Source organism: Micromonospora citrea, assembly GCF_049629545.1.
GTDB lineage: Bacteria > Actinomycetota > Actinomycetes > Mycobacteriales > Micromonosporaceae > Micromonospora > Micromonospora citrea_A.
In genome coordinates this window covers 1-23,190 of record NZ_JBNADX010000047.1, presented here as the reverse complement: position 1 = coordinate 23,190, position 23,190 = coordinate 1, and the positions used below count along the sequence as shown (strand labels likewise).

At 73.7% G+C, this 23,190-nt stretch carries 19 protein-coding genes and 2 pseudogenes; 14 read left to right on the top strand and 7 right to left on the bottom strand.

Going from position 1 to position 23,190, the window contains the following annotated elements; all coding sequences use genetic code 11:
* On the bottom strand, positions 1–1,407 hold the full coding sequence (locus tag ACPFP2_RS29280; protein WP_424093394.1) for a glycosyltransferase family 4 protein: 1,407 nt from the start codon (positions 1,405–1,407) through the stop codon (positions 1–3).
* Between the two features lie 319 nt (positions 1,408–1,726).
* Here ACPFP2_RS29280 and glgX point away from each other — a divergent pair, with 319 nt between their 5' ends.
* The 4 genes from glgX to ACPFP2_RS29260 are packed head-to-tail and all read left to right on the top strand — an operon-like array spanning position 1,727 to position 8,110.
* Positions 1,727–3,847 (top strand): glycogen debranching protein GlgX, encoded by a 2,121-nt coding sequence (gene glgX, locus ACPFP2_RS29275; protein ID WP_424093392.1) that lies wholly within the window; start codon positions 1,727–1,729, stop codon positions 3,845–3,847.
* Position 3,848: 1 nt separating this feature from the next.
* Positions 3,849–6,185 carry a malto-oligosyltrehalose synthase gene (gene treY, locus ACPFP2_RS29270; RefSeq protein WP_424093389.1) on the top strand — a complete coding sequence of 779 codons (2,337 nt, stop codon included), beginning with the start codon at positions 3,849–3,851 and terminating at the stop codon, positions 6,183–6,185.
* Positions 6,182–7,915 (top strand): malto-oligosyltrehalose trehalohydrolase, encoded by a 1,734-nt coding sequence (gene treZ / locus ACPFP2_RS29265; protein WP_424093387.1) that lies wholly within the window; start codon positions 6,182–6,184, stop codon positions 7,913–7,915. Before treY ends, treZ begins: the two co-directional genes overlap by 4 nt.
* A gap of 24 nt (positions 7,916–7,939) precedes the next feature.
* Complete coding sequence (locus tag ACPFP2_RS29260; RefSeq protein WP_424093385.1) at positions 7,940–8,110, top strand: hypothetical protein; 171 nt, start codon at positions 7,940–7,942, stop codon at positions 8,108–8,110.
* A gap of 54 nt (positions 8,111–8,164) precedes the next feature.
* On the opposite strand, the gene ACPFP2_RS29255 is transcribed toward ACPFP2_RS29260, so the two are convergent.
* A complete protein-coding gene (locus tag ACPFP2_RS29255) occupies positions 8,165–9,532 on the bottom strand; it encodes a permease prefix domain 1-containing protein (RefSeq protein ID WP_424093383.1) in 1,368 nt (455 codons plus the stop codon).
* Positions 9,529–9,900, bottom strand: a complete 372-nt coding sequence (locus ACPFP2_RS29250) for a PadR family transcriptional regulator (protein WP_424093381.1) — start codon at positions 9,898–9,900, stop codon at positions 9,529–9,531. Before ACPFP2_RS29250 ends, ACPFP2_RS29255 begins: the two co-directional genes overlap by 4 nt.
* Before the next feature lie 130 nt (positions 9,901–10,030).
* On the opposite strand from ACPFP2_RS29250, the gene ACPFP2_RS29245 reads away from it, so the two are divergent.
* The 5 genes and pseudogenes from ACPFP2_RS29245 (at position 10,031) to ACPFP2_RS29225 (ending at position 14,101) form a co-directional block, all read left to right on the top strand.
* The gene (locus ACPFP2_RS29245) at positions 10,031–10,648 is read left to right on the top strand and encodes a DUF6518 family protein (RefSeq protein WP_424093379.1); all 618 of its coding nucleotides are present in this window, start codon (positions 10,031–10,033) and stop codon (positions 10,646–10,648) included.
* Between the two features lie 127 nt (positions 10,649–10,775).
* Positions 10,776–11,690, top strand: coding sequence for a class A beta-lactamase (bla, locus tag ACPFP2_RS29240; protein WP_424093377.1), 915 nt, complete (start codon positions 10,776–10,778; stop codon positions 11,688–11,690).
* A gap of 859 nt (positions 11,691–12,549) precedes the next feature.
* A pseudogene (locus ACPFP2_RS29235) lies at positions 12,550–12,726 on the top strand (SRPBCC family protein); the annotation flags it as partial.
* 6 nt (positions 12,727–12,732) lie between these two features.
* Positions 12,733–12,912, top strand: coding sequence for a hypothetical protein (locus ACPFP2_RS29230; protein WP_424093375.1), 180 nt, complete (start codon positions 12,733–12,735; stop codon positions 12,910–12,912).
* A gap of 16 nt (positions 12,913–12,928) precedes the next feature.
* The gene (locus tag ACPFP2_RS29225; protein ID WP_424093373.1) at positions 12,929–14,101 is read left to right on the top strand and encodes a zinc-dependent alcohol dehydrogenase; all 1,173 of its coding nucleotides are present in this window, start codon (positions 12,929–12,931) and stop codon (positions 14,099–14,101) included.
* A gap of 62 nt (positions 14,102–14,163) precedes the next feature.
* On the opposite strand, the gene ACPFP2_RS29220 is transcribed toward ACPFP2_RS29225, so the two are convergent.
* The gene (locus ACPFP2_RS29220) at positions 14,164–15,642 is read right to left on the bottom strand and encodes a glutamate--cysteine ligase (RefSeq protein ID WP_424093371.1); all 1,479 of its coding nucleotides are present in this window, start codon (positions 15,640–15,642) and stop codon (positions 14,164–14,166) included.
* Between the two features lie 164 nt (positions 15,643–15,806).
* Between ACPFP2_RS29220 and ACPFP2_RS29215 the strand changes: the two genes are divergently transcribed.
* Positions 15,807–16,145: a DUF3817 domain-containing protein gene (locus ACPFP2_RS29215; protein WP_424093370.1), complete on the top strand. Its 339-nt coding sequence runs from the start codon at positions 15,807–15,809 to the stop codon at positions 16,143–16,145.
* A 26-nt stretch (positions 16,146–16,171) separates the two neighbouring features.
* Here the strand turns inward: ACPFP2_RS29215 and ACPFP2_RS29210 are convergent, their stop codons facing one another.
* Both ACPFP2_RS29210 and ACPFP2_RS29205 read right to left on the bottom strand, forming a co-directional pair.
* Positions 16,172–17,032: an alpha/beta fold hydrolase gene (locus ACPFP2_RS29210; protein WP_424093368.1), complete on the bottom strand. Its 861-nt coding sequence runs from the start codon at positions 17,030–17,032 to the stop codon at positions 16,172–16,174.
* 38 nt (positions 17,033–17,070) lie between these two features.
* Entirely contained in the window at positions 17,071–17,622 is a 552-nt protein-coding gene (locus ACPFP2_RS29205; RefSeq protein WP_424093396.1) for a hypothetical protein, read from the bottom strand.
* 146 nt (positions 17,623–17,768) lie between these two features.
* Here ACPFP2_RS29205 and ACPFP2_RS29200 point away from each other — a divergent pair, with 146 nt between their 5' ends.
* The 3 genes from ACPFP2_RS29200 to ACPFP2_RS29190 are packed head-to-tail and all read left to right on the top strand — an operon-like array spanning position 17,769 to position 21,739.
* Complete coding sequence (locus ACPFP2_RS29200) at positions 17,769–18,887, top strand: Vms1/Ankzf1 family peptidyl-tRNA hydrolase (protein ID WP_424093366.1); 1,119 nt, start codon at positions 17,769–17,771, stop codon at positions 18,885–18,887.
* Positions 18,880–20,643: a thiamine pyrophosphate-binding protein gene (locus tag ACPFP2_RS29195; protein ID WP_424093364.1), complete on the top strand. Its 1,764-nt coding sequence runs from the start codon at positions 18,880–18,882 to the stop codon at positions 20,641–20,643. The genes ACPFP2_RS29200 and ACPFP2_RS29195 overlap by 8 nt, the downstream gene beginning before the upstream one ends.
* Before the next feature lie 49 nt (positions 20,644–20,692).
* Positions 20,693–21,739: an iron-containing redox enzyme family protein gene (locus ACPFP2_RS29190; protein ID WP_424093362.1), complete on the top strand. Its 1,047-nt coding sequence runs from the start codon at positions 20,693–20,695 to the stop codon at positions 21,737–21,739.
* 146 nt (positions 21,740–21,885) lie between these two features.
* Here ACPFP2_RS29190 and ACPFP2_RS29185 read toward each other — a convergent pair whose 3' ends face one another.
* Positions 21,886–22,116, bottom strand: a complete 231-nt coding sequence (locus ACPFP2_RS29185) for a CDGSH iron-sulfur domain-containing protein (protein ID WP_424093360.1) — start codon at positions 22,114–22,116, stop codon at positions 21,886–21,888.
* 192 nt (positions 22,117–22,308) lie between these two features.
* Between ACPFP2_RS29185 and ACPFP2_RS29180 the strand changes: the two are divergent.
* Positions 22,309–23,190 (top strand): annotated as a pseudogene (locus ACPFP2_RS29180) (hypothetical protein); the annotation flags it as partial.

Sequence of the window (23,190 nt, the reverse complement as noted above, 5' to 3'; positions counted from 1 at the left end):
TTAGCGGAGGCCGGCGGCGGTGAGGAGGTTGCCCTGGGGGGTGGGGGCGGAGGCCCGACCCAGGGTCATGCGCAGTTCGGCCCGTTCGGCGGTGAACGCGGCGTCGCCGGCGATCGCCGCCGCGTACGCGGTCGCGGTGCGGTTCGCGATGGCCGACCAGCCGTACTGCTCGTGGACCATGGTGCGGGCCCGGCGGGCGAGCACCCGGGCGCGGTCCCGGTCCGACAGCAGGGCGTCGACGGCCTCGGTGAGCCCGTCCGGGTCCTGCGGGGCGAAGGTCATCCCGGTGACCCCGGGCTCGACGATCTCGGCGAGACCGCCGGTACGGGCCACCGCCAGCGGCGCCCCGGCCGCGGCGCCCTCCAGCGCGACCATGCCGAACGGCTCGTAGATGCTCGGCACCGCGAAGCAGTCCGAGGCGGCCATCACCGCGGGTAGGTCGGTGCCGCCGAGGAAGCCCGGCATGCTCACCGTGGCGCCCAGTCCGAGCCGGTGCACCTCGGCCTCCAGGGCCGACTTGTACGGGCCGTCGCCGACGATCACCGCGCGCAGCCCGGGGTGCCGCTCCCGCAGCCGGGGCAGGCCGGCGAGCAGGTGCTGCACGCCCTTCTCGTAGACCAGCCGGCCGGCGAAGGTGACCAGCGGGCCGTCCCCGGCGAACCGGGCCCGCGCGGAGGCGACCGCCGAGGTCGGCACCCGCCAGCGGTGCGGCTCCACACCGTTGGGCACCACGTCGACGCGGGCCGCGTCCACCCCGAACAACGCGCCCACCTCCTGGCGCATGTACCCGGAGCAGACGATCACCCGGCCGGACTCACCGGCCAGCCACTGCTCGACGCCGTGGATGGTGCGGTTCATCTCCTCCGGCAGCCAGCCCTGGTGCCGGCCCGCCTCGGTGGCGTGGATGGTGCTGACCAGCGGCACGTCCAGGTGCTCGCGCAGGGTCATCGCGGTGTGTGCGACCAGCCAGTCGTGGGCGTGGATCACGTCGTACGTGCCGGACTCGGTGGCGCGCAGCGCGGCCCGGGTGAGCGTGTGGTTGAACGCCATGGTCCAGGCCAGCAGGGAGCTGGTGGCCAGCGGGAAGGTGACCGGGTCCTCGGCGGCGCGGACGATCCGTACGCCGTCGGCGTACTCCTCCAGGGGCGCGCCGTCGGCGTGCCGGGTGATCACGGTGACCTCGTGCCCGGCGGCGGCCAGGGCCACCGAGAGGGCGTGCACGTGGCGGCCGAGGCCGCCGACGAGCACCGGCGGGTACTCCCAGGAGAGCATCAGGATCCGACGGGTCCGCGGGGCCACGCCGGCGGCGCTGTGCTGCTGCGGGATCTGGGCGCGGGAGGTGGGGCTCGGCCGACAGGTCCGGTCCGGGGCGATCACGGGCTGCTCGCCGACCCGCAGGGTGGTCACATCAATCTCCGTCCATGCACGAAGGGTCGCGCCGGCAACGGTGGCGGCGAAGGAAGGCGGTGGGGGTGGCCGAAGGGCTCGACGGGCCGCCCTCGCGGACGCGCCCGCATCAAGGAAAGGCCATGACGCTCTCCGCCGCATCTCGAAACGGCCTATGGTGACGGAGGACACCCAAAGGTCTCTCCCGGTATCAGGTGGGTGGATATCGGGTGCCGTCCGAACGGCTGGATTGACCGGTCGCACGGTGGGGCATTAGCGGCGTGCGCACCGGCGGCCCGCTCCGTCCGGTGCGCTCATGATCATGGGCCGAAGGAGCGACATGCAGGTCTGGCCGGGCGAGCGCTACCCCCTCGGCGCCACCTACGACGGGATGGGCACCAACTTCGCGATCTTCTCCGAGGTGGCCGAGAAGATCGAGCTCTGCCTCTTCGACGAGTGGGACACCGGCGCGGAACGGCGGGTCGAGCTGCGCGAGGTCGACGCGTACGTCTGGCACGCGTACCTGCCGGGTGTCGAGCCGGGTCAACGGTACGGCTACCGGGTGCACGGGCCCTGGGACCCGGCGAACGGACTGCGCTGCAACCCGCACAAGCTGCTGCTCGACCCGTACGCCAAGGCGGTCGACGGGGAGGTCTCCTGGGACCCGGCGGTCTACGACTACGAGCTGGGCGGCGACCCGGACCGGATGAGCGACTCGGACTCCGCGCCGTTCATGCCGAAGTCGGTGGTGGTCAACCCGTACTTCGACTGGGGCAACGACAAGCCGCCGCGCATCCCGTACCACCACTCGGTGATCTACGAGGCGCACGTGCGCGGGCTGACCATGCGCCACCCCGACATCCCGGAGGAGTTGCGCGGCACGTACGCCGCCATCGCCTCCCCGGTGATGATCGACTACTTCAAGCGGCTCGGGGTGACCGCCGTCGAACTGATGCCGGTGCACGAGTTCGTGCACGACCACCGCCTCGCCGACCTGGGCCTGCGCAACTACTGGGGCTACAACACCATCGGCTTCTTCGCCCCGCACCACGGCTACTCCGCGCTCGGCCGCCTCGGCCAGCAGGTGCAGGAGTTCCGCGGCATGGTCCGGGCGCTGCACGCCGCCGGCATCGAGGTCATCCTCGACGTGGTCTACAACCACACCGCCGAGGGCAACCACCTCGGCCCGACGCTGAGCTTCAAGGGCGTCGACGCGCCCAGCTACTACCGGCTCAGTGAGGAGGACCGCCGCTACTTCGTCGACTACACCGGCACCGGCAACAGCCTGAACGTGCGCAGCCCGCACTCGCTGCAACTGATCATGGATTCGCTGCGGTACTGGGTCACCGAGATGCACGTCGACGGCTTCCGCTTCGACCTGGCCGCCACCCTGGCCCGCGAGTTCTACGAGGTGGACCGCCTCTCCACCTTCTTCGAGGTGGTCCAGCAGGACCCGGTGGTCAGCCAGGTCAAGCTGATCGCCGAGCCGTGGGACGTCGGCCCCGGCGGCTACCAGGTCGGCAACTTCCCGCCGCAGTGGACCGAGTGGAACGGCAAGTACCGCGACACCGTGCGGGACTTCTGGCGCGGCGAGCCGGCCACCCTGGCCGAGTTCGCCTCCCGCATCTCCGGCTCGGCCGACCTGTACCAGGACGACGGCCGTCGCCCCTTCCACAGCATCAACTTCGTCACCTGCCACGACGGGTTCACCCTCAACGACCTGGTGTCGTACAACGACAAGCACAACGAGGCCAACGGTGAGGAGAACCGGGACGGCGAGAGCCACAACCGGTCCTGGAACTGCGGCGTCGAGGGGGAGACCGACGACCCCGGCGTACGCGCCCTGCGGGCCCGGCAACGGCGCAACTTCCTGGCCACCCTGATCCTCTCCCAGGGCGTGCCGATGATCGGCCACGGCGACGAGCTGGGCCGCACCCAGCGCGGCAACAACAACGCCTACTGTCAGGACAGCGAGCTGGCCTGGATCGACTGGGAGCACGCCGACGACGAACTGCTGTCCTTCGTCCGCCGGCTCACCGAGTTCCGCAACTCCCATCAGGTGTTCCGTCGCCGGCGCTTCTTCACCGGCCTGCCCGTCGGCGGCCGGGCCGCCGGCTCGGCCCTGCCCGACCTGGCCTGGTACACCCCAGACGGCCGGGAGATGACCGGCGAGGACTGGGGCAACGACTTCGGCCGCTCGGTGGCCCTGTTCGTCAACGGCGACGGCATCCCGGAGCGCGGCCAGTACGGCCAGCGCCACCGCGACGCCTCCTTCCTGCTCTGCTTCAACGCCCACGACGCCCCGCTGGACTTCACCCTGCCCGGGCCGGAGTTCGGGCAGCGCTGGGAACTGAAGATCAGCACCGCGGAACCGGACCCGGAGAAGACCACGGTGGTGGAGGCGGGCGGCGCCATCTGCGTGCCGGACCGCTCGCTGCTGGTCCTGGAGAGGACGGCCTGACATGCCCGACACCCCTCGGCCCGACGAGACGACGACGCCGACCACGCGGGTCGGCTCCACCTACCGCGTCCAGGTCCGCCCCGGCTTCGACCTGGACGCCACCGCCGGCCTCGCCGACTGGCTGGTGGCGCTGGGCGTCACCCACCTCTACAGCGCGCCCCTGCTCGCCGCCACCCCCGGCAGCCAGCACGGCTACGACGTGGTCGACCACCGCGCGGTCAACCCCGAACTGGGCGGCGAGGCCGCCCGGCAGCGCCTGGTCCGGGCGCTGCGCGCCGCCGGGCTCGGCCTGGTCGTGGACATCGTGCCCAACCACGCCGGGGTGGCCCGGCCCGCCGCCAACCCGGCCTGGTGGGACGTGCTGCGCCGGGGCCGGGACTCGGCGTACGCGTCCTGGTTCGACGTCGACTGGGACCGGGGCCGGCTGCTGCTGCCCGTCCTCGCCGACAGCACCGACGCCCTCAACGACCTCAAGGTGGTCGACGGGGAGCTGCGCTACCACGAGCACCGCTTCCCGATCGCCGACGGCACCGCCGACGGCACCCCCCGGCAGGTGCACGACCGGCAGCACTACGAGCTGGTCAACTGGCGGCGCGGCGACACCGAGCTGACGTACCGTCGGTTCTTCGCCGTCTCCGACCTGGCCGGCCTGCGGGTGGAGGACCCGGCGGTGTTCGACGCCACCCACGCGGAGATCCTGCGCTGGGTCGCCGCCGGCGACGTCGACGGCATCCGCGTCGACCATCCCGACGGCCTGCGCGACCCGGCCGGCTACCTGGCCCGGCTGCGCGCCGCCGCGCCGGACGTCTGGCTGGTGGTGGAGAAGATCCTGGAGTACGGCGAGGAACTGCCGGACTGGCCGGTGCACGGCACCACCGGGTACGACGCCCTCGCCGCCGTCTGCGGGCTCTTCGTCGACGGTGACGCCGCGGGCGACCTCACCGCCCTCGACGGCCGGCTGACCGGCCGGCACACCTCGTGGCAGGACCTCACCCACGACACCAAGCGGGAGGCCGCCACCCGGCTGCTCGCCGCTGAGCTGGGCCGGCTCGCCGCGCTCGTCCCCGAGCTGGACCCCCAGGCCACCCGGGACGCCCTCGCCGAGCTGGCCGCCTGCTTCCCGGTCTACCGGGGCTACCCGCCGGTGGGCGCCCGACACCTGGCCGCCGCCCGGTCCGAGGCGGGCCGACGCCGCCCCGACCTGGCCGCCACCCTGGACGCGGTCACCGCGCTGCTGCGCGACCCGGACCACGAGCTGGCCGCCCGCTTCCCGCAGCTGACCGGCGCGGTCATGGCCAAGGGGGTGGAGGACACCGCCTACTACCGGTGGAGCCGGTTCGTCGCGCTCAACGAGGTCGGCGGCTCGCCCGCCCACTTCGGGGTGCCGCCGGCGGAGTTCCACCGCTTCGCCGCCGCCCGCCAGGTCCGCTGGCCGGCGAGCATGACCACCCTGTCCACCCACGACACCAAGCGTGGCGAGGACGTCCGGGCCCGGCTCGCCGTGCTGTCGGAGCTGCCCGGCCGCTGGGCCGAGCAGGTCAGCCGGTGGACGTCCCGGGCGCCGCTGGGCGACCCGGCCTTCGCCCACCTGCTCTGGCAGACCGCCGTCGGCGCCTGGCCCGTCGAGCGGGAGCGACTGCACGCGTACGCCGAGAAGGCCGCCCGGGAGGCGTCGGTCTGCACCAGCTGGGCCGACCCCGACCTCGCCTTCGAGCACGAGCTGCACGCCCTGGTCGACCGGATGTACGACGACCCCGAGCTGCACGCCGAGATCACCGCCTTCGCCGCGGAGATCACCCCGGCGGGCTGGTCCAACTCGCTCGGGCAGAAGCTCGTCCAACTCGCCATGCCCGGGGTGCCGGACACCTACCAGGGCACCGAGCTGTGGGAGAACTCCCTGGTCGATCCCGACAACCGCCGTCCGGTCGACTTCGCCGTACGCCGGGAACTGCTGGCCCGCCTCGACGGCGGCCTGCGGCCGGCGGTGGCCGCCGACGGCGCGGCGAAGCTGCTGGTGGTCTCCCGGACGCTGCGGCTGCGCCGGGACCACCCGGAGCTGTTCACCACCTACCGGCCGGTGCCGGCGCAGGGGCCGGCCGGCCGGCACGCGCTCGCCTTCGACCGGGGCGGCGCGGTCGCGGTGGCCACCCGGCTGCCGCTGCGGCTGGCCCGCGACGGCGGCTGGCGGGGCGCCACCCTGCCGATTTCCGGCAACAGTGTTACGGACGTGTTCACCGGTCGGGTCTACAGTGGTTCTGAGCTGCTGCTCGATGATCTGTTGCGCACCTACCCCGTCGCACTGCTGGCTCCCACCGACTCCGTGGAGGCTGCCGCATGACCGAGTTCACGGTGTGGGCGCCCGAGGCCGCCCGGGTCCGGCTGCGACTGCCGGGCGACACCGACCACGAGATGCGCCCCGGCCGGCAGGGCTGGTGGCGGATCGAGATCCCCCACGCCGGGCCGGGCACCGACTACGCGTTCCTGCTCGACGACGACGACCGGGCGCTGCCCGACCCGCGCTCGGCCTGGCAGCCCGACGGCGTGCACGGGCCCAGCCGGCTCTACGACCACTCCGCGTACCCCTGGACCGACCAGGGCTGGACCGGCCGGCAGCTGCCCGGCAGCATCCTGTACGAGCTGCACGTCGGCACCTTCACCCCGGAGGGCACCTTCGACGCGGCGATCGCCCGCCTCGACCACCTGGTCGACCTCGGCGTCGACATGATCGAGCTGTTGCCGGTCAACGCGTTCAACGGCGAGCACAACTGGGGCTACGACGGCGTCTGCTGGTACGCCCCGCACCAGCCGTACGGCGGGCCGGACGGGCTCAAACGGTTCGTCGACGCCGCCCACGCCAAGGGGCTGGGGGTGATCCTCGACGTCGTCTACAACCATTTCGGGCCCTCCGGGGCCTACGCGCCGATGTTCGCGCCGTACCTCACCGAGCAGAGCAACACCTGGGGCCGCACCGTCAACCTCGACGGCCCGCACTCCGACGGGGTGCGCCGCTACATCATCGACTCGGTGCTGATGTGGCTGCGCGACTACCATGTCGACGGGCTGCGGCTGGACGCCGTGCACGCCATGCCGGACTCCCGGGCCACCCACTTCCTGGAGCAGGTCGCCACCGAGGTGGAGACGCTCTCCACCCACCTGGGCCGGCCGCTGTCGCTGATCGCCGAGTCCGACCTCAACGACCCGAAGCTGATCACCGGACGGGAGGCCGGCGGGTACGGCCTGCACGCCCAGTGGAACGACGACGCCCACCACGCCCTGCACACCCTGCTCACCGGCGAGCGGCAGGGCTACTACGGCGACTTCGGCTCGCTGGAGTGCCTCACCGACGTGCTCACCGGCGCGTTCTTCCACGCCGGCACCTGGTCCAGCTTCCGCAACCGCAGCCATGGCCGGCCGGTCGACCGGCAGCGCACGCCGGGGCACCGCTTCGTGGCGTACCTGCAGAACCACGACCAGATCGGCAACCGGGCCACCGGGGACCGGATCTCCGCCACCCTCTCCCCGGCGCTGCTGCGGGTCGGGGCGGTGCTGCTGATGACCGCCCCGTTCACCCCGATGCTGTTCATGGGGGAGGAGTGGGCGGCATCGACGCCCTGGCAGTTCTTCACCAGCCACCCGGAGCCGGAGTTGGCCGTCGCGGTGCGCACCGGGCGCAGGCGGGAGTTCGCCGCGCACGGCTGGCCCGAGGGCGACGTGCCCGACCCGCAGGACCCGCAGACGTTCCTGCGTTCCCGGCTGGACTGGGCGGAGCTGGACAAGCCGGAGCACCGCGAGATGTACGAGTTCCACAAGCGGCTGATCGCGCTGCGCAAGAGCCGGGCGGACCTGTCCGACCCTCGGCTGGACCGGGTGCAGGTGCGCCACGGGGACCGGTTCCTGGTGATGCGCCGGGGCGAGACCCTGGTCGTGGCGAACCTGGCCGGTCGGGCACAGGGGATCTCGTTGCCGGGGGTGGCGCGGCGGGTGCTGCTGGCCACCGGTGAGGGGGTGACGGTGATGCGGGACCGGGTGGAGCTGCCGGGGGAGACGGCGGCGATCGTGGCGCTCTAGCAGCTCCGCAGGGCGCGCTCCGCGGTGGGTGACCTGGCCGGGGCCGGGCGGGTGCTGGTCGACGCGGACGGCATCGCGCCGGCCGAGGTCCGGTGGCGGCCGGTGGCCCGTACGGTGATCGCCGAGGTGGCCCGGGGCGGCCCGGCAGGGGCCGGCGTGGCACGGCTGACGACGCTGGTCGGCCGGACCCGGTGACGTGCCGCGACCCGCTCCGTCCCGGGCGGAGGAGGGAGCGGGTCGGCACGTCGGTCAGGCGAAGCCGAACACCGGCGGGAAGGCGAGCACCACCGTCCAGGCCCAGACCGCGTAGACGGCGAGGTAGCGGGTCTGCCAGCGTTCCAGGCGGGCGAAGGGCATCCGGCCCCGCAGGAAGCCGAGGAACAGCCAGGCCGACCAGCCGAGGTTGGCCAGCAGGATCAGGTTCTCGCCGAGCGCGGCGGTCTTGTTGGGGCTGAAGCCGAACTCGGTGATCCGGCCGGTGATCGCCAGTAGCACCAGGACGTCGATGACCAGGGCGCTGACCACGAGCACGAGTTGCAGGCGGTCGAAGAGGCCGGGCCGGGCGGTGAGGTCGCGGGCGCTGATGGCGTAGAGCAGCAGGCCGAGCACGACGACGAGCAGCAGGTCGAACAGGATGAGCACGTCACGTTCGACGTCGATGCCGTTGTTGGTGGCGATGAACGCGACCAGGAAGGCCAGCAGGGTGGCCGCGAACAGCGGCGTGAATACGCGGGTGAGCACCGGCGCCATGTTCTCGATGACGCTCTGTTTGGCTTCTACCAGCCAGGCCGCCACCACGACCGCCGCCGTCGCGCCGCAGGGCAGCAGCCACTGGCCGACGAAGCCTTCGGCGTCGATGCCGATGGCCTCGAAGGTGCCGACGGTGAACAGGGTGAGCACCCCGCCGCCCAGCGCGAGCAGGGCGAAGTAGATCAGCCACTCGCCGGTGAACCGGATGAAGTCCATCCGCCGCCGGTGGGAGCGCCAGTCGCCGCCGACGTAGGCGACGCCGACGACCAGCCACAGCGCCAGTGGCAGGTGGATGGCGGTGAGCACGAGGGTGTGCGCGTCGTCGTCGAGCGGGTAGGCGTTCGCGGCGACCGCGCCGAGGACGAAGAGCGCGCCGAGCACCGCGACGACGGGCAGGCCGACGCGGCGTTGCCAGGCGAAGTACGCGGCGAGCGCCGGCAGCGCGAACAGGCTGAGGTTGCGGGCGTAGAAGGCGGCGTCGTCGTCCTCACCGAGGCCGAGCCCGAACAGGGCCGGCGCCTTGATCGCCAGCGCGGCGAGGGCGGCGCAGAGCACCATGACCGGCAGTTCGCGGCGGGTGCGGGCGGCGGTGGGGGCGTCCGACTCGGCGGGCAGGACGAGTTGCTTCCACAGCCGCTCGGAGTGTTCGCGGGCGAATTCGCGGGACAGGTCGTCGAGGCTGCCCATGCGTTTGACGGCGATGAGGAACGCCTCGTCGGTGCGCAGGCCGCCCTGGGTCAGCTCGGTGATCCGACTGCGCAGGTGGTCTTCCAACTCTTCGGCGTCGGTGCGGTGCAGTTCCCGGCGGCGGTCCATGTAGGCCCGCCACTCGGCGATCTGGCCCTCCAGATCGCTGTCGATGGTCATCGTCCCGCCTCCCATGCCGGCGTGATCGGCGTGATGGTCTGTGCGGCGCTCCAGACACCCCGCAGCGCGTCGACGACCGTGGCCCACTGGCGGCGCTGCTCGGCGAGTTCGGCCCGGCCCTGTTCGGTGATGCGGTAGTACTTGCGGCGTCGTCCACCCGGCGGGGTCACCCAGAACGACTCGACGTGGCCCAGTCGCTCCAGCCGGTGCAGCAGCGGATAGAGCAGCCCTTCGGTCCACTCCAGTTGCCCGCCCGACAGGTCGTCGACCTGTTTGAGGATGGCGTAGCCGTAGTTCTCGCCCTCGCTGAGAATGCCCAGCACGAGTGGTGTCGCCGAGGCGGCGACGAGGTCCTTGGTGATGCGCACGTGGCCTCCTCGACCCTAAGACTGCAATGCATAGTAGTTCTAGGTATTAGCGCGGCGCAATCCTCCAGCAGCGCTCTGCGCGGGGGTGTGGGCTCAAGTGACGCGTGCATACCGAGTATGCTCGCTGCTCATGCAGCCCAATGATCGGACAGTGGCGCTCGCCGCCGTGGTGGGCGGATTCCTGCTCGGCTTCCTCGACTTCGTGTGGATCACGTCGGTGCCGTATCCCTTCGCCGAACTCGGCAACTCCACCGCCACCTGGGCGGTCGCCGCCTTCGGCTTCGGGTACTGGGTCCGGTCCGGTGGGCTGCGCGCGGCGCTGGGCGCCACCGTCCTGCTCGTCGTCGCGGTGCCCAGCTACTACCTCGCGGCGACGCTGCTTCAGGGTGACGACCTGGCGGTGCTGTGGGCGCCGACGTCGCTGCTGTGGATGGTGTTCGGGGTGCTCGCCGGGGTGGTCTTCGGCACCGCGGGCACCTGGGCGCGGGAGACGGGCCGGCGGCAGATCGTCGGGGCCGCGCTGCCGGCAGCGGTGTTCTTCGAGGAGGCGGCCCGGTTCGCCGGTAAGGCCGCCGGTCCCGACCATCCGCCGGGCGTGGCGTGGAACGCCGTCATCGACGTCGCGCTCGGCGTCCTGGTGGTGGTGCTGATCGGGGGTTCGCACCGGCGGCGGGCGCTCGCGGTGGCCCTGGCCCTGCCACTGGCCGCGATCATCTACCTCGCATTCGCGGCGGCCGGCGCGGCATAGGGGTGTCCGCGTCGTCGGTGGTGGCAGGCTGGTGGACCTGGGTGTCGGCGGTGTCGCACCCACCCGAGCCGCTCGGGTGGGTGGCGTCGCACCACGGCGGCCTTCACCGACGGGGAGGAGTGCCATCATGATCGGACTCGCACGGCGGGTGCTCGCGGCGACAGCGGTCACGGTCGTCCTCACCACGGCCGGCTGCACGAGCGACCGGCCCACCGCCGTGCCCGGCACCACCGCCCCCGTCGGCCCGACCGTCACGCCGGTGCCGCCACCTCCGCACTTCGCCGCGCTGGAGCGGCGGTACGACGCCCGGCTCGGCGTCTACGCGTACGACACCGGCTCCGGCCGCACCCTCGCGTACCGGGCCGACGAGCGGTTCGCGTACGCGTCGACGTTCAAGGCGCTGGCCGCCGGGGCGCTGCTGGCCGCCACCTCGGACGCGCAGTTGGACCGGGTGGTCCGCTACGGGCGCGAGGACCTGGTGACGCACTCGCCGGTCACCGAGCGGCACGTCGCGGACGGCATGACCCTGCGCGCGGTCGCCGACGCGGCGGTGCGCCACAGCGACAACACCGCCGCCAACCTGATGCTCGCCGAACTGGGCGGCCCGGCCGGGTTCGAGCGGGCGCTGCGCGGCATCGGCGACACCGTCACCGACCCCGCCCGCACCGAGCCGGCCCTCAACCAGGCCGCGCCGGGCGATGTCCGCGACACCAGCACGCCGCGCGCCATGGCCGACTCCCTCCAGGCGTACGCGATCGGCGGCGCCCTGTCGGTCGAGGACCAGCGGGTGCTGCTCGACTGGCTCAAGCGCAACACCACCGGGGCGAACCTGATCCGGGCCGGGGTGCCGGCGGGCTGGCAGGTGGCCGACAAGACCGGCGCCGGCGGGTACGGCACCCGCAACGACATCGCCGTGGTGTGGCCACCGGACAGCGCCCCGATCGTGCTGGCCGTGATGTCCCGCCGGGACACCCGCGACGCCCGGTACGACGACGCGTTGATCGCGCAGGCGACGAGGGTCGCCCTCGATGCGTTGCGCTGACCCGTCCGGGCGTCCCTGATCGATCCCGCGCCGCCGCACCAGCCGAGTTCCCCGCCGCCGCCGGTGGCTGGCACCGGCAGCGTGACCGCTCCTGCCATCGAACTCACCGGCACCCGGCGCTTCCACGCCTGTGCCGTACGCCGGTCGTCCGGCAGCTTCTGTGCCGATTCGCGGTTCGTGCGCCCCGTCGCGGGCATAGCGTCGTCGTGGCGGCTTTCGCCGCCGGGCCGTCCCCCGAAGGCGGTCAGGGCCGAGCGACGGTGGTGCGGCGTGCAGAGAACCGACCCGACGGTGCTGGACGAACTGGAACGACGGGGCCGGGGGACCGGGCTGCCCCGGGTGCTGGGCGTGCTGAGCCTGGCCCTCGGCGCGGGCGGGCTCGTGGCCCCCCGCGCGGTGGCGCGACTGGCCGGGGTGGACGACTCCCCGCACGCGGCCGGCGTCATCCCGGCCGTCGCCGCCCGGGAACTCGGGCACGCCGCCGGACTGCTGGCCGGACGCCGTCCGGCCGGCTGGACGTGGACCCGGGTCGCCGGTGACGCCGTCGACCTCGCCCTGCTCGGGCGGGCCCTCGCCGACCGGCGCGGTGAGCGCCGCCGACGGGTTGCCGTCACCACGGCGGTGATCGCCGGCATCGCCGCCGTCGACCTGCTCGCCGCGCTGCGCGCCGGGCGGGCCCGGCGGGCCCGGGAGCGGCTGATCCTCATGGAGGTCGGGGTCACCGTGAACCGGCCGGCGTCCGAGGCGTACCGGTTCTGGCGCGACCTGGAGAACCTGCCCCGGTTCATGGCCCACCTGGAAGCCGTGCGCGCCGAGGACCTGCTCGCACTGGACGGCGCGCGGGCCGGCGGGCCGGCACATCGGCTGGGACGCCGAGATCGTCGAGGACCGCCCGAACGAGCTGATCGCGTGGCGGTCGCTGCCCGGCGCGCGGGTGCCCAACGCCGGCCGGGTGCGCTTCGTGCCGGCCCCCGGCGACCGGGGCACCGAGGTCCGGGTCGAACTCGGGTACGCCCCGCCGGCCGGGCGGCTCGGCCGGGCCGTGGCGAAGCTCTTCGGCGAGGAGCCGGAGCAGCAGGTCCGTGACGACCTGCGCCGGTTCAAGCAGGTGCTGGAGACCGGTGAGGTGGTCCGCTCCGACGCCAGCCCCGAGGGCATCAGCCTGCACCAGCAGCTCCGGCAGCGACCCGCCCAGCCCTTGCCCGCCGGCCTGCGCGGCTGATCGACGAGGAGAGACGATGAAGGCGACCGCCTGGATGGGCAAGGACAGCGTCGAGGTCGTCGACGTGCCCGACCCGCGCATCATGAACGCCCGCGACGCCGTCGTGAAGATCAGCTCCACCGCGATCTGCGGCTCCGACCTGCACCTCTACCACGGCTACATTCCCGCGATGCGCAAGGGCGACATCCTCGGCCACGAGTTCATGGGCGAGGTGGTGGAGGTCGGCCCGGAGGTGGACAACCTCGCCGTCGGCGACCGGGTGGTGGTGCCGTTCCCCATCGCGTGCGGCAACTGCGCCTCCTGCCAGCAGGGCCGCTACTCGGTCTGCGAGAACTCCAACCCCAACGCCGGCATCGCCGAGAAGATCATGGGCCACTCGCCGGCCGGCATCTTCGGCTACTCCCACCTGCTCGGCGGGTACGCCGGCGGCCAGGCCGAGTACGTCCGGGTGCCGTTCGCCGACATCGGCCCGATCAAGGTCCCCGACGAGGTGCCGGACGACCAGGCGCTGATGCTCGCCGACGTCTTCCCCACCGGCTACATGGGCGCCGAGATGTGCGACATCACACCCGGCGACGTGATCGCCGTCTGGGGCGCCGGGCCGGTCGGGCTGCTCGCGGCGGCCAGCGCCCGGCTGCTCGGCGCGGAGCGGGTCATCGTGATCGACCGGTACCCGTACCGGCTGCGGCTGGCCGCCGAACAGGTCGGGGCGGAGACGATCAACTACGAGCAGCTCGACGTGCTCGACGAGCTGAACCAGCTCACCGCCGGCCGGGGTCCGGACGCCTGCATCGACGCGGTCGGTCTGGAGGGGCACCACGGCAACGCCGCGATGTACGCGTACGACCGGGCCAAGCAGGCCGCCCGGCTGGAGACCGAGCGGCCGTTCGCGTTGCGTCAGGCGATCATGGCCTGCCGCAGCGGGGGAGTGGTGTCGGTGGTCGGCGCGTACGGCGGCTTCGTGGACAAGTTCCCGATGGGGGCGTTCATGAACCGGTCGCTGATCATGCGCACCGGGCAGTGCCACGTGCAGCGCTACACCCGGCCGCTGCTGGAGCACATCGTGCGCGGCGACGTCGACCCGAGCTTCGTGATCAGCCACCGGATGCCGCTGAAGGACGCGGCGAAGGGCTATCGCATGTTCCAGAAGAAGCAGGACGACTGCACCAAGGTCGTGCTCAAGGTCTGAGCCCGGCGCTCCCCGGTCCCGCGCCACCGGTCACGCCCAGGGGGCCGTCGGGCCCCTGCCGGTCAGGGCAGGGGCCACTCGTGCACCGGGCGGTTGCTGTGCATCAGCTCCACGTAGTGCCGGACCACCTCGCGCAGCGCCTCCGGCCGGTCCAGATGGTCGGCGGACTCCAGCCGGTGCAGCGTCTCCACCTGCCAGGTGGCGCCGTTGCGCCCGGTCAGGCAGCGCTGCTCGATGATGCCGAGCAGCCGGTCCCGCTCAGCCGGATCCACTCCCCACAGGTCCAGCCCGTGGTACGCCAGCGGCAGCAGCCGGCGCAGCACCAGCTCGGTCACCGGCAGGTAGCCCAGCCCCGGCCAGAACACCTGGGCGTCGATGCCGTACCGGGCGCAGCTGTGGAAGTTCTCCTCGGCGGCGCTGAACGACATCTGTGACCACAGCGGACGGTCCGACTCGGCCAGGGCACGGACCAGCCCGAAGTAGAACGCGCCGTTGGCGACCGTGTCCAGCACGGTCGGCCCGGCCGGCAGCACCCGGTTCTCCACCCGCAGGTGGGGGCGGCCCTTGAGCACGTCGTAGACGGGTCGGTTCCAGCGGTAGACGGTGCCGTTGTGCAGCCGCAGCTCGGCGAGCTTCGGCACCCCGCCGGCCGCGAGCGCCTCGGCCGGGTCCTCCGGGTCGCAGACCGGCAACAGGGCCGGGAAGTAGCGCACGTTCTCCTCGAACAGGTCGAAGACGCTGGTGATCCAGCGTTCGCCGAACCAGACGCGCGGGCGTACCCCCTGGGCCTTGATCTCCTCGGAGCGGGTGTCGGTGGCCTGCTGGAACAGCGGGATGCGGGTCTCCCGCCACAGCTCCCGGCCGAAGAAGAGGGGGGAGTTCGCGCCGAGCGCCACCTGGATGCCGGCGATCGCCTGCGCGGCGTTCCAGTAGTCGGCGAACTGCGCCGGGCTGACCTGGAGGTGGAACTGGGTGCTGGTGCAGGCGGCCTCGGGGGTGATGGTGTCCGCGGTGGTGGCCAGCCGTTCCACCCCGGTGATCGCGATCCGCAGGTCTTCGCCACGGGCGGCGAAGATCTGCTCGTTGAGCAGTTCGTAGCGCGGGTTCGCCGACAGCGTCGCGGCGGTCAGGTGCTCCGGGCGCAGGGTGGGCAGAATGCCGATCATCACCAGGTGCGCGCCGACGGTGCGCGCCTTGGACTCGGCGGCGTTGAGGCTGGCCCGTACGTGTTGCTCGAACTCGGCGGTGCCGGTGCCGGCCAGCCGGCGCGGGGCGACGTTGATCTCGACGTTGAACTGTCCCAGTTCGGTCTGGAAGCTCGGGTCGGCGACGGCGGAGAGCACGTCGGCGTTGCGCATCGTCGGCAGGGAGTCGTCGTCGACCAGGTTGATCTCGATCTCCAGCCCGGTCATCGGCCGCTCGACGTCGAAGCGTGACTCGCGCAGCATCTCGGCGAACACGTCCAGGCACCGGCGTACCTTCTCGCGGTAGCGGGCCCGGTCCTCACGACTGAAGGTGCGCACGCCGACGTCCTCGCCCATGGTCACCACCCTGTCACCGTTGGTTCTCCCAACCTCGCACGTTCCGGCAAGGACGGGGAAGACCCGAAGGACTTTTACCTACCCATCCCACGCGCCGGTGATCCCTGTCGCGCCGGTGGGTCGAGGTGCCCGACCGGGGCCGGGCCGCTGGCTACGATGGCGCGATGCGCGAGAAGACCACCCGACTGTTCGTGGCGGCGGCGATCGCCGAGGCGTGTTCCTGGCTGGCCCTGCTGGTCGGCATGGCGGTCAAGTACGGGCCGCCGGCCGACGAGATCGGCGTCAAGATCTTCGGCCCGGTGCACGGCGCCCTGTTCGTGGCGTACGGGCTGCTGGTGCTGGTGATGGCCCGGACGCACCGGTGGAGCCCGGTGGTCACCGTCGTCGCGCTGGCCTGCTCCGTGCCGCCGTTCGCCACCCTGCTCTTCGAGCGCTGGGCCAAGCGGCGCGGCCTGCTCGACGCCGTGCCGCAGCCGCAGCGCCCGCTCACCCCGGTCGGCTGACCCCGCCCGCTCCCACGCCCGCCGGCTCAGCCGGACAGGAACGCTGCCAGCACGGTGGCCAGTTGCTCCGGCGCCTCCTCGGCCATGTGGTGGCCCGACTCGATCGAGGCGACCCGCAGGTCCGGGGCCCACTGGCGCCAGATCGCCGCCGGGTCGCCGTACAGCTCGACCATGTCGTCCCGGGTCGACCAGCAGAACAGCGTCGGGCAGGCGATCCGCCGCCCGGCCGCCCGGTCCGCCTCGTCGGCCGCCCGGTCCGGCCCCAGCCCCGCCCGGTAGTCCTCGCACATCGCGTGCACGGTGGCCGGGTCGTGGATCGCCCGGCGGTAGTCGGCGTACGCCTGCGCGCCCATCTCCTGCGGCGATCCGCCGTACCAGGCGTCCGGGTCGGCGTTGATCACGCGTTCGGCCGGCTTGCCGGACTGGGCCAGGAAGAACCAGTGCCACCAGCGGGCGGCGAACCGGGCGTCGCAGCGGGCCAGCGCCTCGCCGATCGGCACTCCGTCGAGGACGCCCAGCCGGCTCACCCGGTCGGGGTGGTCCAGCGCCGTGCGCATCGCCACGTAGCAGCCCCGGTCGTGACCGACGACCGCGGCCCGGTCGTGGCCGAGCGCGTCGAGCAGGCCGACCACGTCGCGGGCCATGGCCCGCTTCGCGTACCCCGCGTGGTCGGGGCCGGCCGGCGGCTTCGAGGAGCCGCCGTAGCCGCGCAGGTCCGGGCAGATCACGGTGGACCGGTCGGCGAGCAGCGGCGCGACCCGGTGCCAGGTGGCATGGGTGCGGGGATGGCCGTGCAGCAGTACCACCGGTGGCCCGGATCCGCCGTGCCGCACGCGCAGGCGTACCGGGCCGACGTCGACCTGCGCCAGGGTGAAGCCGGGGAACATGACGGCACCGGTGCCCGCCGGGGCGGGCGCGGAAACCCTCAGCCGGTCAGCATGGAGCAGGCGCCGAGGCCTGTCAGCAGCAGCAGCCCGAGCGCCGCCTGGAGCAGCAGCGGCGGCCCGAGATGCGACCAGACGGTGGCGGTACGCGGCCGCAGCGGCTGCGCGGTGGTCAGGTTGACGATCCGCTCCACCTTCGGCGGCAGGTCGGGATCCTGCGGGCGCAGGGTGAGCTGCACGTGGTCGCCCGGGTGCAGGGCGCTCTGCGGCAGATGCCCGTGCAGCTCCACCTCGTAGAGCAGGCCGGCCGCGTCACGGACCCGCAGCGGGGTGACCAGGAACTCGGGCCCCTTCTTCAGGTCCTTCCACTTGCGTCGGGCGCCGCCTCCGCCGCCGCCGGAGGAGATCAGCGTGCGCACCAGCAGCACCAGCAGACCCATCACGCTCGCGGCGGTCACCACCGCCACCAGCACCGGCTGCCCGACGCGGACCTCCCGGGGATATCCCTCCCGCAACCGGACGACCCGCCCGGTGAGGATGCGCTGTGTCGGGCGCACGACGCGGGGCGCGAGGTCGCTGTCCATGATCACCACCGAGAGTCCGGTTCCGTGCACCGATGGTATCGGTCCTCCCGGTCGAACGACGTGAATGAACCCGCGGTCACGCGGAGCGGTGCGGCGAGGTGACATCCCCGGTGGCGCGGGTAAGCGTGCGGCCGAGCTGGAAAGGGGTCTTGAGCATGCAGCTGTCCTTCCTGCGCCCGCTCTACGACCGGCCCGGGCCGTGGTGCTCGGTATACCTGGACGCCTCCCGGGACACCCACGACGCGCATCCGCAGGTCGACCTGCGCTGGCGGGCCCTCAAGGGCCAGTTGCTGGAGCAGGGCGCCGACGCGGAGAGCATCGACGCGATCGAACGGGTGGTGCGCGGACACGACCCGATGCCCGGGGACTACGGCATCGCGGTCTTCGCCACCCGAGGCCACGTGGTGCTCACCGAGTACCTCACCGCGCCACCGCTGAAGGACCTGGCCGTCTGGTCGAACCTGCCGCACACCATGCCGCTGGTCGCCCAGCGGGGCGAGCAGATCGCCTGGGTGCGCGTGCTGGCCGACCGCCGGGGGGCCGACGCGATGGCGGTCAGCGCGGGCGGGGTGCCCCGCCGGGCCCACGTGCAGGGCCGGGAGAGCTGGCAGCTGCGCCGGGTCCAGCCGGGCGGCTGGTCCCAGTCCCGCTACCAGCGCGCGGCGATGGAGGCGTGGCACCACAACGCCGGTGACGCTGCCGCCGCCACCGTCGAGCTGGCCGAGAAGGTCGGCGCCGACGTGCTCGTGGTCGCCGGCGACGTCCGGGCCACCGGCATGATCGCCGCCCAGCTGCCGGAGCGCTGGCAGGACATGGTGGTGCGCACCGACGCCGGCTCCCGCAACGTCGCGGCCGACCACACCCTGATGGACGACCTGACCGTGCAGACCATCGCCGAGGTCGCCGAGCAGCGGGTCGCCGCCGCCCTGGACCGCTTCGGCATGCAGGAGGACGTCGGGGCCGGGCTGGACGCCGTGGTCGCCGCCCTGCAACGCAACCAGGTCGACACCATGCTCATCGTCGACGACCCGTCGGCCAACGGGCAGCTCTGGATCGGCCCCGAGCCCACCGACATCGCCACCGAACCGGGGCAGCTCGCCGCCGTCCGCGACCCGCAGCAGGCCCGGGCCGACGCCGCCCTGGTCCGGGCGCTGGTCGGCACGGACGCCGAGCTGACCGTCCTCGGCCCGGACGAGGCGCCCGACCTGACCGACGGCGTCGGCGCGGTGCTGCGCTACGTCGACGCGGGCACCCCCGGACGTGGCAATGGCTGACCGGACGGCGGCCGACCTGGTCGTGGACCGGCTGCGGGCCTGGCGGGTGCCCCGCGTCTTCGGCTACCCGGGGGCGGCGATCGCCCCGGTGGTGGAGGCGCTGGACGCCGCCGGGGGCGACCCGGAGTTCGTCCCGGCCCGGCACGAGGAGACCGCCGCCTTCATGGCGACCGGGCACGCCAAGTTCACCGGGGAGATCGGGGTCTGCCTGGCCACCCAGGGCCCCAGCGCGGTGCACCTGCTCAACGGCCTGTACGACGCCAAGCTGGACAGCAAGCCGGTGGTGGCGCTCGTGGGGGAGGACGTCAGCGGCCCGCTGGGCGGCGCGCACGAGGAGATCGGGCTGAGCCGCCTCTTCGGCGACGTCTGCAACCAGTTCGTCCGCTACGCCCGCTCCCCGGCGCACCTGCCGGTCCTGCTCGACCAGGCGTTCCGGACCGCCGCGGCGACCCGCAGCCCCACCTGCGTGGTGCTGCCCCGGGCGGTGCAGGAGGGCGCCGTGCCCGACCTTCAGCCGCACGCGGCCGGGGTGGTGACCGCGACGCCGGGGGAGCCGCTGGCCCGGGTGCTGCCGCACGACGCCGACCTGGACGCCGCCGCGTCGCTGCTCACCGTGGGGCACCGGGTGGCGATCCTGGTGGGCCAGGGCGCCCGGGGCGCGGACGACGAGGTCGTCGCGCTCGCCGACCGGCTCGGCGCGGGGGTGGCCACCTCGCTGCTCGGCAAGCCGGTGCTCGACGAGCGGCTGCCCTTCCACACCGGGGTGCTGGGCGAGGTGGGCACCCCGGCGGCGGCGCAGCTGATGGGCGGGGCGGACACCCTCCTGCTGGTCGGCACGAACGACCCGTGGATCGACTACTTCCCGATGCCGGGGCAGACCCGCACGGTGCAGATCGACATCGACGGGCGGCGGATCGGCAACCGCTACCCGGTGGACGTGCCGCTGGTCGGCGACGCCGCCGAGACGCTGCGCGCCCTGCTGGCCCGGGTGCCGGACCAGCCCAACCGGCAGTGGCGGGCGACCGTGGAGGGCTCGGTCGACCGGTGGCGCCAGCACGCCGCCGACCGGGCCGCCGAGCCGGCCGAGCCGGTGAACCCGCAGTTGGTGCTGCACGAGCTCTCCGCCCGGTTGCCCCGCTGCGGCGCGGTCGCCGTCGACGTGGGGTCGGTCCTCTACTGGTACGCCCGCCACCTGGAGCTGCCACCCGGGGTGAACGCCCAGCTCTGCGGCACCCTCGGCTCGATGGGCTGCGCCCTGCCGTACGCGGTCGCGGCCAAGCTGGCCCGGCCGCGCGAGCCGGTGGTGGCGCTGGTCGGCGACGGGGCGATGCAGCTCAACGGCCTGGCCGAGCTGATCACCGTGGCGGACCGGTGGCAGGAGTGGGCCGACCCGCGGCTGGTGGTGCTGGTGCTCAACAACCGCGGCCGGTCCGGTACGGGCGGCGGACGCCCGGGCCTCGACGCCGCGCCCCGCCGCCGCCCCGACGTGCCGTACGCCGGTTGGGGCCGGCTGCTCGGCCTGCACGGCGTCCGGGTCGACCGGCCGGAGCTGGTCGGGGCGGCCTGGGACGAGGCGCTCGCCGCGGACCGGCCCTGCGTGCTGGAGGCGGTGGTGGACCCGGCGGTCCCGCTGCGCCCGCCGGAGCCGGCCCTGGCCGACCTGCGGGGGATCTTCGCCGAGGGCGACGCGGTACGGCGGGTCCGCGACACGATGCTGCGGGCCCGGACGGCGGTGGAGGCCGAGGACCTCGTTTAGCCGTACCCGGGTAGGGCATCAGGAGACCCTGCCGTTCCCAGGAGGTTCCATGTCCGACGCCGTCGACCGCCGCTACGGCCCCGCGCCACTGCCGCAGCCGCGGGGCGTGGTCTCCGCCGCGCTGGTCGACGCGCTGCGGCAGCCGCCGCACGACCTGCCGGCGGGGCTCGGCGCGCAGCTGGCCACGGAGGACCCGGTCGGCGACGAGGACCTCCAGCTGACCCTGTTCCTCTGCTACGAGCTGCACTACCGGGGCTGGCGGGCGGTGGACGACGACTGGGAGTGGCAGCCCACGCTGCTGGCGCTCCGGGCGGTCGCCGAGCGGGCCTTCGAGGCGGCGCTGCGCCGGCTGGTCGGGCCGTTGCCGGCGGTGCTGCCCGCCGGTGTGCCCCGGGCGCTGGCCGACCTGGTGGCGGCCGACGACGGGCCGTCACTCGCCGCCGCGTTGCAGCGCCGGGCCACCCTGGCGCAGTTCCGCGAGTTCGTCACCCACCGGTCGATCTACCACCTGCGCGAGGCCGACCCGCACAGCTGGGGGCTGCCCCGGCTCGGCGGGCCGGCGAAGGCAGCCCTGGTGGAGATCCAGATGGACGAGTACGGCAACGGCCGGCTGGACCGGATGCACGCCGAACTGTTCCGCGCGACCGTGGACCGGCTCGGCCTGGACACCGGCTACGCCGCCCACCTGGACCTGGTCCCGGCGGTCACCCTGGCCACGAACAACCTGATCTCGCTGTTCGGGCTGCACCGGCGGCTGCGCGGCGCGCTGCTGGGGCACCTCGCCGCCTTCGAGATGACCTCGTCGCTGCCGAACCGCCGCTACGGCAACGGCCTGCGCCGGCTCGGCCTGGACGAGGTGGCCACCCGCTTCTACGACGAGCACGTCGAGGCCGACGCGGTGCACGAGCAGATCGCCGCGTACGACCTGTGCGGCGGGCTGGTGCGCGCGGAGCCCGGGCTCGCCGCCGACGTGCTGTTCGGCGCGGCCGCCGCGCTGGCGGTGGACCGCCTCTTCGCGGCGCACCTGCTCGACAGCTGGGCCGCCGGCCGGTCTTCGCTGCGTCCGGCAGCCGTCGCCCTCCCCGCCGCCGCCTGACCCACCCGCCGCCCCCCACCGCGCCGGGTCCGACGGCACCGGTGAGCAAGAGGTCCGCGCACCGATCCGACCCGAGAGGGTGCGTATACCTCTTGATCGTCGACCTGTTCGCCCTGGTCGGGTTCAGGCCGCTGCTCGTGCGCGGGTCAGGTCGCGCGGTCGGTGCCGGCGCGGAAGTTCACCGCCTTGTGCGTGCCGTCGCAGAACGGCTTGAGCGCGGACTTGCCGCACCGGCACAGCGCGACCGTGCCCCGCCGCGCGTCGATGGCACGCCCGTCCGGGGTGACCAGGGCGAAGTCACCCCGGACCAGCAGTGGGCCGTCCGGGTAGGGGGTGATGGTGGCCGCCGCGTCGGCGGTGGGGTCCTCGGCGCTCATGCGTCGGATGTGCCCGTGCCGGTCCCGCCGAAACTCCTGCGCGGCGACCGTCCCGGCTGGGCGGTCCCGTCCCGGGGGCACCTCGACCGGCGTACCGCCACCGACCCGGTGATTGCCCCCAATGCCCCGTTTAGACCCCATCGGTACGGGAAGCCGGGCCGCGTGGTGAGCGATCGAGGCAAGGTGGGGCCGGTGCCCGAGGTACAGAAGGGGCTCGTGGCCGAGGGCGCGGGTCTGGCCGGCGACCGGGTCGTGGCGGCCGGCAGCACCGCGCGGGTGCTGGTGGCGGCCGCCGCCCGGGCGCTGCGCGGCGAGGACTGCGCCGACCTGGGTCAGCCCACCCCGCTGTCCCGGTTCACCGCCGCGCCCGTGGCGGTACGCCGCGCCGCGGCCGCCCGGGCCGCCGGACGCGTCGCGCTCACCCCGGAGCAGACCGCCGAGGTCGAGGCCGAACGGGTGGCCCGGTGGATCGTCGACCAGTACCCCCGCCGGTGCTACCCCGCAGTGGTCGTGGGCTCGCCGCACGCCGCCGCGGTGCACCTGGCGGTCGCGCTCGGCGTACCGTGGCTGCCCGCCGGCTTCGAGATGAGCGCGCACTGGACCCGGGGGGCGGTGGACCGCCCCCGGGCCGCGCTCGACCACGGCGCGGCGCTCGCCGCCCGGCTGCTGGCCGGCAACCCCGACCTGCACGTACGGCAGGTGCACTGCCCGGCCAGCCGGGGCGCGCTGGCCGGGGCGACGGTGTCGCTGCTGGCCCGGTGGCGGGCCCTGCCGCCGGCGTACGTCCGGTTCCTGGGCGACCGGCTGCTGCCCGGCGCCCCGGTGCTGGTCATCCGCGACGCCCGCACCTGGCCGGTGCTGGACGAGGGCCGGGGGCACAGCTTCCAGCTCGGCTGCCCGTCCAGCGGGCTGGAGCCGGTGGACTTCCACCCGGATTCGCCCGCCCTGCGCCAGGTGCTCCGCGCCGCCGGTGGCGACGGCGCCCACTGGGAGCCGCCCGAGGTCTCCTCGGTCGGCGAGCACGCCGAGCACGGGGTGGAGCCGGGCTTCGTCGAGGCGGCCCGGGGGGGGGGG

Excerpts from the sequence above, each read along its gene's own strand:
- glgX (WP_424093392.1), top strand. The coding sequence starts at position 1,727 with ATGCAGGTCTGGCCGGGCGAGCGCTACCCCCTCGGCGCCACCTACGAC.
- treY (WP_424093389.1), top strand. The coding sequence starts at position 3,849 with ATGCCCGACACCCCTCGGCCCGACGAGACGACGACGCCGACCACGCGG.
- treZ (WP_424093387.1), top strand. The coding sequence starts at position 6,182 with ATGACCGAGTTCACGGTGTGGGCGCCCGAGGCCGCCCGGGTCCGGCTG.
- ACPFP2_RS29255 (WP_424093383.1), bottom strand. The coding sequence starts at position 9,532 with ATGACCATCGACAGCGATCTGGAGGGCCAGATCGCCGAGTGGCGGGCC.
- ACPFP2_RS29245 (WP_424093379.1), top strand. The coding sequence starts at position 10,031 with ATGCAGCCCAATGATCGGACAGTGGCGCTCGCCGCCGTGGTGGGCGGA.
- bla (WP_424093377.1), top strand. The coding sequence starts at position 10,776 with ATGATCGGACTCGCACGGCGGGTGCTCGCGGCGACAGCGGTCACGGTC.
- ACPFP2_RS29225 (WP_424093373.1), top strand. The coding sequence starts at position 12,929 with ATGAAGGCGACCGCCTGGATGGGCAAGGACAGCGTCGAGGTCGTCGAC.
- ACPFP2_RS29220 (WP_424093371.1), bottom strand. The coding sequence starts at position 15,642 with ATGGGCGAGGACGTCGGCGTGCGCACCTTCAGTCGTGAGGACCGGGCC.
- ACPFP2_RS29215 (WP_424093370.1), top strand. The coding sequence starts at position 15,807 with ATGCGCGAGAAGACCACCCGACTGTTCGTGGCGGCGGCGATCGCCGAG.
- ACPFP2_RS29210 (WP_424093368.1), bottom strand. The coding sequence starts at position 17,032 with ATGTTCCCCGGCTTCACCCTGGCGCAGGTCGACGTCGGCCCGGTACGC.
- ACPFP2_RS29200 (WP_424093366.1), top strand. The coding sequence starts at position 17,769 with ATGCAGCTGTCCTTCCTGCGCCCGCTCTACGACCGGCCCGGGCCGTGG.
- ACPFP2_RS29195 (WP_424093364.1), top strand. The coding sequence starts at position 18,880 with ATGGCTGACCGGACGGCGGCCGACCTGGTCGTGGACCGGCTGCGGGCC.
- ACPFP2_RS29190 (WP_424093362.1), top strand. The coding sequence starts at position 20,693 with ATGTCCGACGCCGTCGACCGCCGCTACGGCCCCGCGCCACTGCCGCAG.
- ACPFP2_RS29185 (WP_424093360.1), bottom strand. The coding sequence starts at position 22,116 with ATGAGCGCCGAGGACCCCACCGCCGACGCGGCGGCCACCATCACCCCC.